The organism is Rhodanobacter koreensis, from assembly GCF_054782855.1.
In genome coordinates this window covers 191,059-205,749 of sequence record NZ_BAAGRR010000012.1, presented here as the reverse complement: position 1 = coordinate 205,749, position 14,691 = coordinate 191,059, and the positions used below count along the sequence as shown (strand labels likewise).

General features: G+C 63.2%; 11 protein-coding genes. 6 read left to right on the top strand and 5 right to left on the bottom strand.

Annotated elements, in window-relative coordinates; all coding sequences use genetic code 11:
* Positions 1–72: 72 nt before the first annotated feature.
* The 5 genes from ACYVKM_RS14540 to ACYVKM_RS14520 all read right to left on the bottom strand — a co-directional run bounded on the left by ACYVKM_RS14540 (position 73) and on the right by ACYVKM_RS14520 (position 5,776).
* Complete coding sequence (locus ACYVKM_RS14540; protein WP_460878332.1) at positions 73–1,110, bottom strand: energy transducer TonB; 1,038 nt, start codon at positions 1,108–1,110, stop codon at positions 73–75.
* Between the two features lie 389 nt (positions 1,111–1,499).
* Positions 1,500–2,021, bottom strand: coding sequence for a met regulon transcriptional regulator MetJ (gene metJ / locus ACYVKM_RS14535; protein WP_460878331.1), 522 nt, complete (start codon positions 2,019–2,021; stop codon positions 1,500–1,502).
* 668 nt (positions 2,022–2,689) lie between these two features.
* Positions 2,690–3,085: a glycine cleavage system protein GcvH gene (gene gcvH / locus ACYVKM_RS14530; RefSeq protein ID WP_460878330.1), complete on the bottom strand. Its 396-nt coding sequence runs from the start codon at positions 3,083–3,085 to the stop codon at positions 2,690–2,692.
* Between the two features lie 104 nt (positions 3,086–3,189).
* Positions 3,190–4,290, bottom strand: a complete 1,101-nt coding sequence (gcvT, locus tag ACYVKM_RS14525; RefSeq protein ID WP_460878329.1) for a glycine cleavage system aminomethyltransferase GcvT — start codon at positions 4,288–4,290, stop codon at positions 3,190–3,192.
* 88 nt (positions 4,291–4,378) lie between these two features.
* Entirely contained in the window at positions 4,379–5,776 is a 1,398-nt protein-coding gene (locus ACYVKM_RS14520) for an amidase (protein ID WP_460878328.1), read from the bottom strand.
* Positions 5,777–5,946: 170 nt separating this feature from the next.
* On the opposite strand from ACYVKM_RS14520, the gene ACYVKM_RS14515 reads away from it, so the two are divergent.
* The 6 genes from ACYVKM_RS14515 to ACYVKM_RS14490 all read left to right on the top strand — a co-directional run bounded on the left by ACYVKM_RS14515 (position 5,947) and on the right by ACYVKM_RS14490 (position 14,572).
* Positions 5,947–7,548 carry an electron transfer flavoprotein-ubiquinone oxidoreductase gene (locus ACYVKM_RS14515; protein WP_460878327.1) on the top strand — a complete coding sequence of 534 codons (1,602 nt, stop codon included), beginning with the start codon at positions 5,947–5,949 and terminating at the stop codon, positions 7,546–7,548.
* A gap of 63 nt (positions 7,549–7,611) precedes the next feature.
* Positions 7,612–9,648, top strand: a complete 2,037-nt coding sequence (locus ACYVKM_RS14510) for a glycosyltransferase (RefSeq protein ID WP_460878326.1) — start codon at positions 7,612–7,614, stop codon at positions 9,646–9,648.
* A gap of 50 nt (positions 9,649–9,698) precedes the next feature.
* Positions 9,699–11,759: a glycoside hydrolase family 99-like domain-containing protein gene (locus ACYVKM_RS14505; RefSeq protein WP_460878325.1), complete on the top strand. Its 2,061-nt coding sequence runs from the start codon at positions 9,699–9,701 to the stop codon at positions 11,757–11,759.
* A 115-nt stretch (positions 11,760–11,874) separates the two neighbouring features.
* Positions 11,875–12,636, top strand: coding sequence for an electron transfer flavoprotein subunit beta/FixA family protein (locus ACYVKM_RS14500; protein ID WP_460878324.1), 762 nt, complete (start codon positions 11,875–11,877; stop codon positions 12,634–12,636).
* 80 nt (positions 12,637–12,716) lie between these two features.
* Positions 12,717–13,661, top strand: coding sequence for an electron transfer flavoprotein subunit alpha/FixB family protein (locus ACYVKM_RS14495; RefSeq protein WP_460878323.1), 945 nt, complete (start codon positions 12,717–12,719; stop codon positions 13,659–13,661).
* A gap of 137 nt (positions 13,662–13,798) precedes the next feature.
* Positions 13,799–14,572, top strand: coding sequence for a hypothetical protein (locus tag ACYVKM_RS14490; RefSeq protein ID WP_460878322.1), 774 nt, complete (start codon positions 13,799–13,801; stop codon positions 14,570–14,572).
* Positions 14,573–14,691: the final 119 nt, after the last annotated feature.

Genomic DNA, 14,691 nt, shown 5'->3' with positions numbered 1-14,691 from the left:
CAGAGCGCGGCACGATACCCGACACGGAAACGGCGCATGCATGCATGCGCCGTTTCCGTCAGTGCCATGGGATCAGAGATTGAACTCGATCTTCAGCTGGCGCGTGGCGGACACCGCCACACCATCCTTCATCGCCGGCTTGAAGCGGTAGCGGTGTACCGCATCGGTTGCCGCACGATCGAACACATGCCTGGGCTGCGAATCGACCACGCGTATGTCATCGGTTCGACCATCGGGCCCGATCGAGAACGACAACATGACCCAGCCGCTCTGGTGCGAACGAAGTGCCGACGGCGGATAGGTCGGGTCAGCTCCCTTCAAAAGCACCGCGTCGGCGGTCTCGCCACCTGTCGTGCCACCAGCAGCCTCGGCAGTCGCCTCGCCGGCTGCCGGCTTGGCTGCCGCTGCCGACTGGCTCGCCGGTTGTGCAGCATGCGTCGGCTTCTCCTTTTGCTGTTCGGCCAGCTGCGCCTTCTGCTGCTCGGCCAGCTGGTCTGCAGCCTGCTTGTCCGCCGCCGCCTTCTGCGCCGCCAATTGTTGCGCCTTCTGCTGATCAAGCTCCTGCTGCTGTTGCTTGTCCAGCGTCTTGCGCTGGGCGTCCAGCTTGGAGCGCAGGATGGTCAGCGTGAAGTTGGTCGGATCGGCCTTGGCCAGCAGGTCGATCTGACGCTGCGCCTCATTGAAGTCACGCGAGTTGATCGCCTGCTCGGCCGAGTTTGCGGCAAACGGGAACGTCTCGCGCAATGCGTCGGAGGCCACCTTGTTTCCAGGATCCTTCACCAGCACACGCAGATAGAACTCGAAGGCATTGTTCCCGGTCGGCGCCAGGTAGCGCTGCTCGTTCATCGCCGTGCGCGCTTCGGTCAGCAACTGGTTGACGTCCATCGCGGCCACGTCCGCCGGCGGTGGCGGTGCAGCCCGTGTTGCCGTGGACACCGGAGTCGACGGATGACCGCCCGAATCCGCCATGATCAGTTCCTGATGCGGCTTGATGATCAGGAACCAGGCACCCACGGCAAGCAGTGCAATGATGGCGATGATGGCAATGAACAGGGGCCTGATGGCACCTCGCGCATGCCGGCGCATATTGAGTATGTATCGGGTATCCATGGTCTCTCGCTGAGTGTCGACAGATACCCGCGCTTTTTCCCCCTGTCGATCCAGGAGCGACGAGTCCCCCGGACTCGCCGCGGCGCGGATGTGGGAAAGGTAACTCCAATGGCGCAACACGGCAAATCGTGCGTGATTTCACGGCACGGTGCAAAAATCTGCGGCAGGGGCTGATGTAGCGCGACGGGGCGGAAAGACTTCGGATCGAAGCAATCGGCCGGGGTGGCTGGAAGCGGTGGCCGCAGCCACGGCGGAATCGGCGACCCCGGAAACGAAGCGTCCCGGCCAGGCCGGGACGAAGGCTTCTCGAAGTGCTCTCCCCGCGCTGGGCACCGCGGGGAGAGAAGTCGATTGCGTTTCTTGTTGGGTATTGCGTGTAGCTGTGTTGCTTACTTCTTGGCCTTGGCGGTCTTGGTGGCTTTCATCACCTTGGCAGCCGCCGGCTTCTTGGCAGCAGCTTTCTTGGCTGCCGGCTTCTTGGCAACCTTCCTCACAGCAGCTTTCTTGGCGGCCGCCGGCTTCTTGGCAGCAGCTTTCTTGGCCGCCGGCTTCTTGGCAACCTTCTTCACGGCAGCTTTCTTGGCCGCCGGCTTCTTGGCAACCTTCTTCACGGTGGATTTCTTGGCGGCCTTCTTGGCGGCCGGTTTCTTTGCAGCGGATTTCTTGGCAGTGGCCATAGTTCGTCTCAGCTCCTCATCAGTTGGCAGTGGTTGCCCAGTAAAAGCGTGCAGGAACGCCTCGACCAACAAGTCGCTGTTGGTGGCGTGCCGAAGATTGTTCACTTGGCGGTGGGTGCGCAAATCAGAAAGCCGCCGCAGGACATGTAGCGGAATCGAGACAGTGATCTTGCGTACTGCATTGGCCTTTTCACCGTGCTCGACATAAGGCTTGATGAATTTTGCTGTTGCCATAACGCGCGTTCCCCGTGATCTGTTGCGAAAGCTATCCCTGAATATTTCGGCTGTCAATTGATTTTATCCATGAAATCAAACCACTTCACCCACCCCTCATGCCGCCATGAAGCCCGTCACAGCAACGATTCCGGGTGCCACATGAGTACATTCGTATGGACGTCCATACGTCCGTACAAAAATATCGTCAAAAACAACACACTTGGCGAAACCCTTATGCAGCAAGGCTTTCAAGGCTTATCGCATTCCATTGCACGAAAACAACACTTCGCATGCACTGTTCACGCGACGACATTTTTTCATATCCCTTGGGGCCGAATATGTCAGATGAACGGGGCTCGACTGGGGTCGATAAATCGACCTTCCAGGCGTTGAAAAAATTCGCCGGCCGGCGCGGCAGATACCCTCTGAAGACACCCATGCGCCGCCGGAGCGATCTCCGGTCACACGAAAATTCTCATCGAAGTTCTCCTTCACGCACGTCCCGATGAGGTCGCACGCGTCGCGTAGAACATCATCCGATTGCCTGAAAAACGACACGGCAAAAATCAGTCGGCGCATGCAAATCAAATTCACATGATCGACCGCTGCATGCATCGATACGTACGCCGGAAACAGTGCCGGCCGCACAGGGCGGCCGGCAACTTGGCAACGCGGTGGCGGAATGCTCAGTGGTCGTCGTTCTCGACCAGTTCCTCGTATTCGTTCGCATCGAGCAGTTCATCGAGTTCTGCCCGATCACTCGGGCGCACCAGAAAGATCCAGCCGGCACCGTAGGCATCTTCGTTGATGGTTTCCGGCTTGTCGTTGAGCAGCTCGTTAACCTCGACCACCTCACCGGACACCGGTGCATAGATGTCCGAGGCAGCCTTCACCGACTCCACCACGGCGGCGCCGGCGCCTGCCTTCACGGCCGAGCCGATTTCCGGCAACTCGACATAGACCAGGTCACCGAGCTGGCCTTGCGCATGGTCGGAAATACCCACGCGAACCAGGCCGTCGTCTTCGGCGCGGGCCCACTCGTGGGACTTGAGGAATTTCAGATCGCCAGGAATCTCGCTCATGATCGGGTCCAGTCGTTGTGTTCAGATGAAGGTGCAAGCGGCGATTCTAGCCACATCCGCCGCGGGGAAAAACGTGCCATGGATGATAGACGGCGCCAGGCCCTTCAGATCCCTTCGCAGGGCTTGCCGTCACGCACGAACGGGTACTTGACCAGCCGCACCGGTATTTCACGGCCACGGATGTCGACGCGCACATCGCCGGCGGCGCCCGCCGGAATGCGTGCAAACGCCACCGCCTTGTTGAGGGTCGGTGCAAAACTGCCGGAAAGGATCTCGCCCTCTCCATTCGCGGTCAGCACCTTCTGGCCGTGGCGCAGCACGCCCTTGTCGTCCAGCACCAGCCCGACCATCACGCGCGGCACGCCAGCAGCTTTCTGCTGCTCCAGCGCGGCGCGGCCGATGAACGCGCGACCTTCGTCCAGTGCGATCGTCCAACCCAGGTTGGCCTCCCACGGCGAAACCGTCTCGTCCATGTCCTGACCGTACAGGTTCATGCCCGCCTCCAGCCGCAACGTGTCGCGCGCGCCAAGACCAGCCGGCGCAACGCCACTGGCGGCAAGCGCCTCCCACAGGGCGACCGCATGCTCGTTCGGCACGATGATCTCGAAACCATCCTCGCCGGTGTAACCGGTGCGCGCGACGAACAGCGGCATCCCGTGGGGGCCCTGCGCGGCCGCAGCGGCAAACTTGCCGAGCTTCTCGATGCGTGGGCGATCGACGTCATGCAGCAGGCCAAGTACCTTCGTGCGCGCCTGCGGCCCCTGCACCGCGATCATCGCGAAGTCAGGGCGCTCCTTCACTTCCACCCCGAATGTCTGCGCCTGCTGTTCGATCCACGCCAGGTCCTTCTGTCGTGTGGATGCATTCACCACCAGGCGGAAGTGCGCCTCGTCGAAGAAATAGACGATCAGGTCGTCGATCACACCGCCCTGCTCGTTCAGCATGCACGAGTACAGCGCCTTGCCGGTGTGCTTCAGCTTGTCGACGCTGTTGGCCAGCAGGTGGCGAAGGAACTCGCGTGTACGAGATCCGTGCAGGTCGATCACCGTCATGTGCGAGACGTCGAACATGCCGGCATCGCGGCGCACCGCATGATGTTCCTCGATCTGCGAGCCGTAATTGATCGGCATGTCCCAGCCGCCGAAATCGACCATGCGCGCGCCATGCGCGCGATGGGTGGCGTTGAGTACGGTCTTCTCGGTCATCGCGGGCGTGCCTTGCAGGGAAAGGCCTGCATTATCGCCGCCGAACCCGGGCAATCCAAGCGATGCCGGCAGCGCACCGCTCGATCGATCAGGCAATCACCGGATACGTCGGCTCGACATCCAGCGTCGCCGCACACACCGAGGCCAGTTCCAGCAGGCGCAGGTCGGAACCGCGTGCACCGACCAGCTGCAGGCCGATCGGCATGCCGTCCGGCAACGTACCCATCGGCAGGCTGACCGCCGGGCAGCCAGCCAGGCTGGCGAAGCTGGTCAGATCAGCCTGCGAATCGGGGACCAGGCCATCCAGCGGAAACGCGCCCTGCGGGGTGGTCGGCAACACCAGCACGTCGACCTGGGCGAACAACCGGCGCATTTTCAGGGTCGCCGCATCAAGCACCCGATCGGCCACGGCATAGTCGGCAGCGCTCTTGTTCGCCGCGTAGCCGAGCAGGTGGCGGAAGCGCGTGGACACCGGGCGTTCGGTATTCGCCAGATCAGGGGCGAAGGTACCGAGCATCTCAGCCTCCATCAGTAGCAGGCCGGCGCGACGTGTGCGCGCAAAGTCCCAATCGGCGAAATCCACACGGCGCCGGTCGCCCAGGGCATGCGGCAATTTTGCCAGCGCCGCCTCGAACACTTCGATCACGGCCGGCTGCACGCCGACCGCTGCCAGATTCGGCAACAGTCCCGCGCGCAGGTTGCCCGGCTCCCAATCCGGCAACGCAAACGCGACCCGGCGCCGGCGCGAGCGTGCATCGTCGGCGTCATAACCGGCCAGCACCTGCAGCAACACCGTGAGGTCATCGGCACTGCGCGCCAGCAGGCCGACCGCATCGAGCCGTCGCGCTGCCGGCACCAGACCACGCGCGGAAATTTCACCATGGGTCGGCTTGAGCGCGTAGACACCGCAATAGCTGGCCGGGATGCGGATCGAACCGAGACTGTCCGAGCCGACTGCTGCCACCGCCAGCCCCGCCGCCACCGCGGCGGCGGCCCCGCCAGAGGAGCCGCCGGCGCTGTAACCGTGCCGATGCGGATTGTGGGTTGCGCCGAAATGCGGATTGTCGGTCACCGCACCCAGCGCACCTTCATCCATATTGGTCTTGCCGACCAGTACCGCACCGGAGGCACGCAGCCGCGCCACCACATGCGCGTCATCCTGTACCGGGCGCTCGCGCCCCGGCAGGCCGGCACGGGTCGGCCAGCCGGCCATGTCGAAATTGTCCTTCAGCGCCAGGGGAATGCCGTCGAGCCGGCCGATCACACCGTCACGACGACGGCGATCGGCCATATGCGCCTGCTCCTGCAGCAGGCCCGAGCGCTGATCGACATAGGCATTGAGATCGGGATTGATCCGCTCGATCGCCTGCTGGTAGGCATCGGCCAGCGCCTGCGGCTGTACGCGCCCCGCCGCCAGCCAATGAAGCAGCTGGCACAGCGAGGCCCGACGAAGGTCGAGATCGGCGATCGGCGGCATCGAATTCATGGAGGCTCCTTCTCTATATACGTCGATTATCGCCGCGCCCGGTTAAACGATTGCAAGCCGTGGCGCAGCACGCGTTGCCGCATCGCGCGCGAAACCGGACAATGGCGGTCTGATCCACACCGCCACGCACGGCAACCGCCTGCACCTGCCTCAGCATCACGGAGCCCGCCATGAGCGAACGCGAAACCATGGAATACGACGTCGTTGTCGTCGGCGCCGGCCCGGCCGGCCTGTCGTTCGCGATCCGCCTCAAACAGCTGAAGCCCGACGTGAACGTGTGCGTGATCGAGAAAGCCTCGACCATCGGCGCGCAGATCCTGTCCGGCGCGGTGATCGAACCCCAGCCGCTGGATGCGCTGCTGCCCGGCTGGCGCGACAGCCCGCCGCCGATCTGTGTGCCGGCCGGTGAGGACGAGTTCTGGCTGCTCAGCAAGGACAGCGGCCGCAAGCTGCCGGTGCCACCGGGCATGAAGAACCATGGCAACTTCATCGTCTCGCTCGGCGCGATGTGCGCCTGGCTGGCGCCGCAGGCCGAGGCACTGGGCGTGGACGTGTTCCCCGGCTTTGCTGCCGCCGACACCATCCATAACGAGGACGGTTCGGTCGCGGGCGTGCGCATCGGCGACATGGGCGTGGCGAAGGACGGTACACACAAGCCCGGCTACACCGAAGGCATCGACATCAAGGCCAGGGTCACCGTGCTCGCCGAAGGCGCCCGCGGCAGCCTGACCAAGCAGCTGATCAAGCGCTTCAAGCTCGATGCGGACAGCGATCCGCAGGGCTACTCGATCGGCATCAAGGAACTGTGGCAGGTGCCGGCCGGCCGCGTCACGCCCGGCAAGATCGTGCACAGCTTCGGCTGGCCGGCCGACACGCATACTTATGGCGGCAGCTTCCTGTACCACCTGGACAAGGATCGCATCGCGCTCGGCTACGTCAGCGGGCTCGACTACAGCGACCCGAACTACCAGCCGTGGGAAGCGTTCCAGCAGTGGAAGAATCACCCGATGATGAAATCGTTGCTGGAAGGCGGCACGATTCTCTCGGCTGGCGCCCGCGCGATCGTCACTGGCGGCTACCAGTCGCTGCCGAAATGCGACATGCCCGGCGCACTGTTGATCGGCGACACCGCTGGCCTGCTCAATGTGCCCAAGATCAAGGGTACGCATCAGGCGATCAAGAGCGGCATGCTCGCCGCCGAACATCTGGTCGCGAACGAACTGAACCCGGCCGGCTTCGACGCGAAGCTGCGCGGCTCGGACGTGATGGCCGAATTGAAGAAGGTGCGCAACATCAAGCCCGCCTTCAAGAAGGGCCTGTGGTTCGGCATGTTCAACGCCGCCTGGGAAACCGTCACCGGCGGCATCTCGCCGTGGACGATGAAGAACAAGACCGACTGGTCCTCGCTGCACAAGCTGGGCGCGCAAGAGGAACCCAAGCGTGACTACGTGCAGCGCACGCTCGCTCCGCGTGACCGCCTCGCCGGCGTCTACTTCGCCGCCACCGAGCACGACGAGGACCAGCCGATCCACCTGCACGTCGCCGACACCAGCATCTGCATCGACCAGTGCACCACCGAATACGGCAACCCCTGCACCCGCTTCTGCCCCGCCAATGTCTACGAGATCGTGCAAGACGAGGCCGGCAAGCGCCTGCAGATCAACGCAGCCAACTGCGTGCACTGCAAGACCTGCGATATCAAGGACCCGTACGAGATCATCACCTGGGTCACGCCGGAAGGTGGCTCGGGGCCGAATTACCAGAATCTCTGAACGGTCGAGGGCAATCCGCTGATCGGCAATCTGTCATGGCGACTGAAGCGCCTCAATTATCTGTTGCAACGTACCCGTGGCAGCTTTGCCCTGCGTGGCTGGCGCGGCACGTTGGCCCGCATGCGCCAGGAGTTCCAGTCGCGACCCGAGCTCGACGAAGACCTGTCACTGCTGCCGCTGGGCGAAGCATTTGTACCGTTTGCGCTGCCGATAGCTGAAGAACCGCACGTTTCCGTCATCATCCCGATCCACGGCAAGCTCGCCTACACCCTCGCCTGCCTGCGCTCGCTGGCACGACACGGAGCACAAGCACCGTTCGAGGTGATCGTGGTGGATGACGCTTCGCTCGACGACAGCGCCAGCGTGCTGGCGAAGGTCGCTGGCCTGCGGTTGCTGCGCAATCCACACAACTTCGGCTTCATTGGCAGTTGCAATGCCGGCGCTGCAATGGCGCGCGGCAAGTTCCTGTTGTTCCTCAACAACGACACCCAGGTCACATCCGGATGGCTGGATGCCTTGCTGCGTTGCTTCACCGAACACGCCGACTGCGGCATCGCCGGCAGCCGGCTGGTCTATCCGGACGGTCGCCTGCAGGAAGCGGGCGGATTGGTGTTCGCCGATGGCAGTTGCTGGACCACCGGCCGCTTCGAACCACGCGATGCGCCGGCGTTCCGCTACCGCCGCGAGACCGATTACGTTTCCGGTGCCTCGCTGATGATTCGCCGCGAGGTGTTCCAGCACATCGGCGGTTTCGATGCCCGTTACGCACCGGCTTATTACGAGGACACCGATCTCGCGTTCGCGGTACGCCAGCTCGGCCTGCGCGTGTATTACGAACCGGCCAGCACGGTCATCCATTGCGAAGGCATCAGCTCGGGCACCGACCTCGCCAGCGGCATCAAGCGTCATCAGGTGATCAACCAGAGCAGGTTCGTCGATAAATGGAAGGCCGTGCTTGCTGCACAACCACCCATCGGCACGCCATTGGAACGCGCGGTCCGCTGGCGTGCGCGTGGCCGCATCCTGGTCGTGGACACGATGACACCGGAACCGGCGCGCGATTCCGGATCGCTTCGGCTGTCCGCAATCCTGCATCTGCTTGACGAACAAGGCTGGTCCACCAGCTTTTTGCCCGACGATGGTCGCGCCAGCGTGCAGGAGATCCATGCACTCGGCGCTCTTGGCATCGAGGTGCTGTGCAGGCCGTGGGTCGCGGACCTGCCGCGCTGGCTGAACGAACACGGCAGCGAACTCTACGCGGTGATCCTGTGCCGGCACACCGTGGCCGGCCAGTACACCGACCTGGTGCGCAAGCACGCACCGCAGGCAAAGTTGCTGTTCGACACGGTGGATCTGCACTTCCTGCGTGAGCAGCGTGCCGCCGAACTGAGCAGCAGCTCCACCATGAGTCGTCAGGCGGAGGCTTCGCGGCGCAGCGAGCTGGCCCTGATCGAACAATGCGACGTCACCTTCGTGGTCAGCCCGCACGAACAGGCTCTGCTGGCGCAGATGCTGCCGCAGGCACGGGTGGAATTGCTGTCCAACATCCACGACGTCCACGGCTGCCGGCATCCGCATGCGGGGCGCAAGGACCTGGTCTTCATCGGCGGCTACGGTCATCCGCCGAACAGCGATGCGATCCGCTGGATCGCCGGCGAGATCCTGCCGCGACTGCGCGAAGCGCTGCCCGACATCCGCCTGCATGTATTCGGCGACCTGCCAGACACCGCGCGACGCGAACTCGCTACGCCGGGCCTCGAATTGCACGGCCGTGTGGCCGACCTGGCACCCTGGCTGGACAGCTGCCTGGCCTCGCTGGCGCCGCTGCGCTTCGGCGCCGGCGTGAAGGGCAAGATCAACATGGCGATGAGCCATGGCGTGCCGGTGATCGCGACCACGATCGCGGTGGAAGGCATGCAATTGACCGACGGCACCAACGTACTGGTGGCCGACGACGCCAGCGACTACGTCAACGCCGTCCAGCGACTGCAGCACGACGAGGCACTCTGGCGACAACTGTCCGAACATGGCCTGGACAACGTGCGGCAGCACTTTTCCGCAGCCGCCGCTGCGGCCACCCTGCATCGCGCGCTGGATTGACCACGGTCGTGCCAACCGCGATGCTCGGACACCACTACCGATAGGCCGTCATGTCCTCCCGCGACTTCGCCAAACGCTGTCTGTTCTCCGTACTGCGCACCACCTTCCGGTTGACCCCGATGCCGGTTGCCATGCGTGACCGGCTGCGCCAGCGCTTTCTGGATCGGTACATGGATCTGCTGCCACCGGGACCACGCGGCCAGCTCGCGGCCTCGCCGCAGGCCGAGCGCCGCCTGCGGACCCATGCCGCCGGTCGCGCGATCGGCTACATGCCCCGGCGCAGCGGCAAGCTGCCGACGCCGCTGCCCGCCACCCTGGTGGCGTTCTATCTGCCGCAGTTCCATCCGATTCCGGAGAACAATGCATGGTGGGGCGAAGGCTTCACCGAATGGCATAACGTGACACGTGCGCTGCCGCAGTTCGAAGGGCAAGCGCAGCCACGGTTACCCGGTGAACTGGGGTTCTACGACCTGCGCCAGCCCGAGGTCATGCGCCAGCAGATGCTGCTGGCGCATGAATATGGCATCGGCGCGTTCTGCAGCTACTTCTACTGGTTCGGTGGCAAGACGTTGCTGGAACAGCCGCTGCAGCAATGGCTGGCCGATCCCACGCTCGACCTGCCGCTATGTCTGTGCTGGGCCAACGAGAACTGGTCGCGCCGCTGGAACGGCCGCGCCGACGACATCCTGATCGGCCAGCGCCACAGCCCCGCCGATGATCTCGCCTTCATAGAGCACGTAGCGCATTACCTGGCCGATCCGCGCTACCTGCGCGTGGATGGCAAACCGTTGTTGCTGGTCTACCGCCCGGGCTTGCTGCCCGATCCAAAAGCCACCGCCACACGCTGGCGCACATGGTGTCTTGCGAACGGCATCGGCGAAATCCAGCTCGCCTATGTGCAGAGCTTCGACCGCGTCGATCCGCGTGACATCGGCTTCGACACAGCCGTGGAATTTCCACCGAACAACACCACACTCGCACCGATCACCGCACGTCAGCAATTGCTCAATCCGGAGTACCGCGGCGACGTGCACGACTGGCGCGAGCTGGCGCGTCAGTCCATGGCACAGCCCGATCCCGCGTATCCACGCTACCCCGGCGTCAATCCGGGCTGGGACAACGAACCACGACGCAGCGGTAGCGGTCGTGTGTTCGCGCACGCTTCGCCGCGCGATTACCGCGACTGGCTGCGGCACGCGACCACCACGGCAAGGCGACGCTTCCCCGCGCAGCCGCTGGTATTCGTCAACGCATGGAATGAATGGGCCGAAGGCGCCGTGCTGGAGCCGGATACCCGACTCGGCCATGCATGGCTGGAAGCCACCCGCGCAGCGTTACATCCGGTGCCTGCTGCAGACACGCGCCCGTGCGCGGTTATCCACATCTGGTATCCCGACCTGCTGGACGAGATGGTTGCGGCGCTGCGCGCCAGCGGCATCGACTGGCGCATAGTCCTCACCACCAGCGAGGAGCGCGAACAGCAGGTGCGCGAACGCGTGGCGCAGCTGGATCTCGATGCCGAGATCGATGTGTTCGAAAACCGCGGCCGCGATATCCTGCCGTTCCTGCACGTAGCCAACCGCTTGCTCGATGAAGGCGTGACGGCGGTATTGAAGCTGCACAGCAAACGCTCCACCCATCGCCAGGACGGCGAGATCTGGCGCCGCGAGCTGCTCGACAAGCTGCTCGCACCCGAACGAGCCGGTCGCATCCTGGCGACATTCCGTGACGATGCCACGCTGGGCCTGGTGCATGCCGAAGGCCACCTGCAGCCACTGGATTATTACTGGGGCGCCAACCAGGCCAACGTCGACTACCTCACCCGCCGTCTCGGCATTTCGGCGCCGCAGGTCGAGCACGACAGTTTCATTGCCGGCAGCATGTTCTGGTTGCGCCCGACAGCACTGCGCCTGCTGCTGGACGCCCATCTTGACGTGGCGGATTTCGAGGCCGAGACAGGCCAGCTCGACGGTACCCTGGCGCATGCGATCGAGCGTGTGTTCAGCCTGACTGCGAGCGCCAGCGGCTTCAATACGGCCAGCGCAGCCAGCTTGACCGGGCTTCCCGAAACCGCGACCGGGGCGTATCCGTATGCGCGGCGCAGCGGCTGATATCCGCCACGACGCGCGACACTCGGAAAACCTGCTCTTCATACGATTGTTTGATGCCGGGTAGAATGGCCAATTCGCGCCCCGACAAGGGCAGCTCACAAGCAGGAAATCGCAGATGAAAATTCTGGTCGGCTACAAGCGCGTCGTGGACTACAACGTACGCATCCAGGTCAAACCTGACGGCACCGGTGTGGTTACCGACGGTGTGAAACTGTCCGCCAACCCGTTTGACGACATTGCGCTGGAAGAGGCGCTGCGCCTGCGCGAAAAGGGGGTTGCCACGGAAGTCGTGGTGGTCGGCATCGGCCCAGCCGACCTAACCGCGCATCTGCGCAACGGTCTGGCGATGGGGGCGAACCGAGCCATCCATGTCACCACCACCGACACCGTGCAGCCGCTGACTGCCGCCCGCGTCTTCCTCAAACTGATCGAGAAGGAGCAACCGGGGCTGGTCATCCTGGGCAAGCAGGCGATCGACGACGACGCCAACCAGACCGGCCAGATGCTGGCCGCGCTGTGGGATCGCCCGCAGGCCACGTTCGCCAGCAAGGTCGAGATCGCGCTGGATAACGGCAGCGATGGCAAAGCCACGGTAACCCGCGAAGTCGACGCCGGCCTGGAAGTTATCGAGGCCGAACTGCCCGCCGTGATCACCACCGATCTGCGCCTCAACGAACCTCGCTTCATCAAGCTGCCGGACATCATGAAGGCGAAATCCAAACCGATCGACACGATCGAGTTCGGCTCGCTCGGAGTCGAGGCGCATGATCATCTGAAGACCACGCACTACGCGGCGCCGGCCAAGCGCAGCAAGGGCGTGATGGTGAAGGATGCCGCCGAACTGGTCGCGGCGCTGAAGCAGAAAGGTCTCTTGTGATCGTCCCTGATCAAACCCCAGCCACCCATGGTTGGACATTCAAATAAAAGCCCCCGCGTCCCAAATTTGAGGGAACTTCCATGAGCAAGATTCTGGTCATCGCCGAACATCTGGGCGGCAAACTCAACTCTTCCACCGCGCGTGCCGTGAGCGCCGCCGCAGCTGTGAAGCCCGATGCTATCGACGTACTGGTGCTGTCCGACGCACCCGACGCGATCGCCGCCGAAGCGGCAAAGATCGACGGCGTCAGCCGCGTGCTCACCGTCGCCAAGCCTGAAAACGCGCATGCGCTGGCTGCCGTACTGGCGCCGCAGATCGTCAAGGCAGCCGCCGGCTACAGCCATGTGTTCGTGCCATCCACCACGTTCGGCAAGGACGTCGCCCCGCGCGTTGCCGCCCTGCTCGGCGTGGCCCAGGTCAGCGACGTGATGAGCGTGGAAGCCGCGCACACCTTCAAGCGCCCGATCTATGCCGGCAACGCGATCATCACGGTCGAGGCCGATGCCAGCCACACCGTGGTTGCCACGATCCGTTCCGCTTCATGGCCGGCTGCGGGCAACGGTGCAAGCAGCGCGCCGATCGAGGCACTGGCCATCGACGCGACATTGCCCACGCATACCCGTTTCGTCGAGCTCAAACAGGGCAGCAGCGATCGTCCGGATCTGCAGAGCGCCAGCAAGGTCGTTTCCGGCGGCCGCGGTGTGGGCTCGAAGGAGAACTTCGACATCATCTTCAAGTTCGCCGACCGGATCGGCGCCGCCGTCGGCGCCTCGCGCGCCGCGGTCGACGCTGGCTACGTACCCAGCGACCTGCAGGTCGGCCAGACCGGCAAGATCATCGCCCCCGAGCTGTACATGGCGATCGGCATTTCCGGTGCAATCCAGCACCTTACCGGCATCAAGGACGCCGGCACGATCGTCGCGATCAACAAGGATGGCGAGGCACCAATCTTCGAAGTCGCCGACTTCGGTCTGGTGGGCGATCTGTTCAAGATCATCCCGGAGCTGGAGCAGGCGCTGAACTGAAGCCTGCCGACTGAAGGGAACCTCGGAGGATTATTCCCCAAGCCGTCATCTGGTGAACGCCAGGATGACGGCAAAACGGGTTATTCAAGGTTCCTCGAAGGCGTCGCCAGTGCATTCATCTTCAGACACCAGAACTAATGACAAGCCGAACCATTCTGGTCCACTACCATATCTTCAAAAACGCCGGAAGTAGCGTCGATGCCTGTCTGAAAGCTTCATTCGGTACTGCTTGGGCCGAGTTTGAAGGTTCACATGCTCACGACATCCAATCGTCAACCCAGCTATCGCATTTCCTGGCCGCCAATAAACACCTTGTCGCCGTATCAAGCCACCTGGCACGGCCGCCGCTACCGTGGGCCAGCTGCCTGCCGGTAGTTTTTTTGCGCCATCCGCTGTTGCGCGCGCACTCTGTGTACGAGTTCACCCGCAAGGATTCGTCCCAGCCATACGGTGATGTCGCCCGTGATGCGGGATTTGCGGACTATATTCGCTGGGCTCTGCGCAACGAGCGCGGCAGCGTCGTGATTCGCAACTATCAGGTAATTCATCTGTCGGACGCATCCTGGCGCGATGAAAATATTCTTGATGCACAAGCCGGCCCACACGATCTGGAGCAAGCATGCAATTTGCTCACGGCATGGGGAGTCGTCGGCATTGTCGAGTCGTACGCGCTCTCAGCAGAGGTATTCCAGAAAAAGTATGGACCACTCCTGCCTGGACTTGAATTCAGGCATTTGCATGAAAATTCGACAAAGCTCGTGCAGGGCACCGCGGAGGATCAGATCAATCGAATTCGCCTGTTGCTCGGCGGGTCCTTGTACGACGAATTCATGGCCATCAATGCGCTTGACCTTGATCTCTACAAACATGCCCAGCAGGTACTCAGACTTGCCGTCGGGGACGTCGAGTAACGGCATCAAATCCAAGCAAGGCAACAGCAGCGGTCGACCAGCACTGCAAGGTTACCTGCCACGATACGCGTCTGTACGATGGTCAACCAGAACTGATCCGGCGCAACATGACCGCCGGG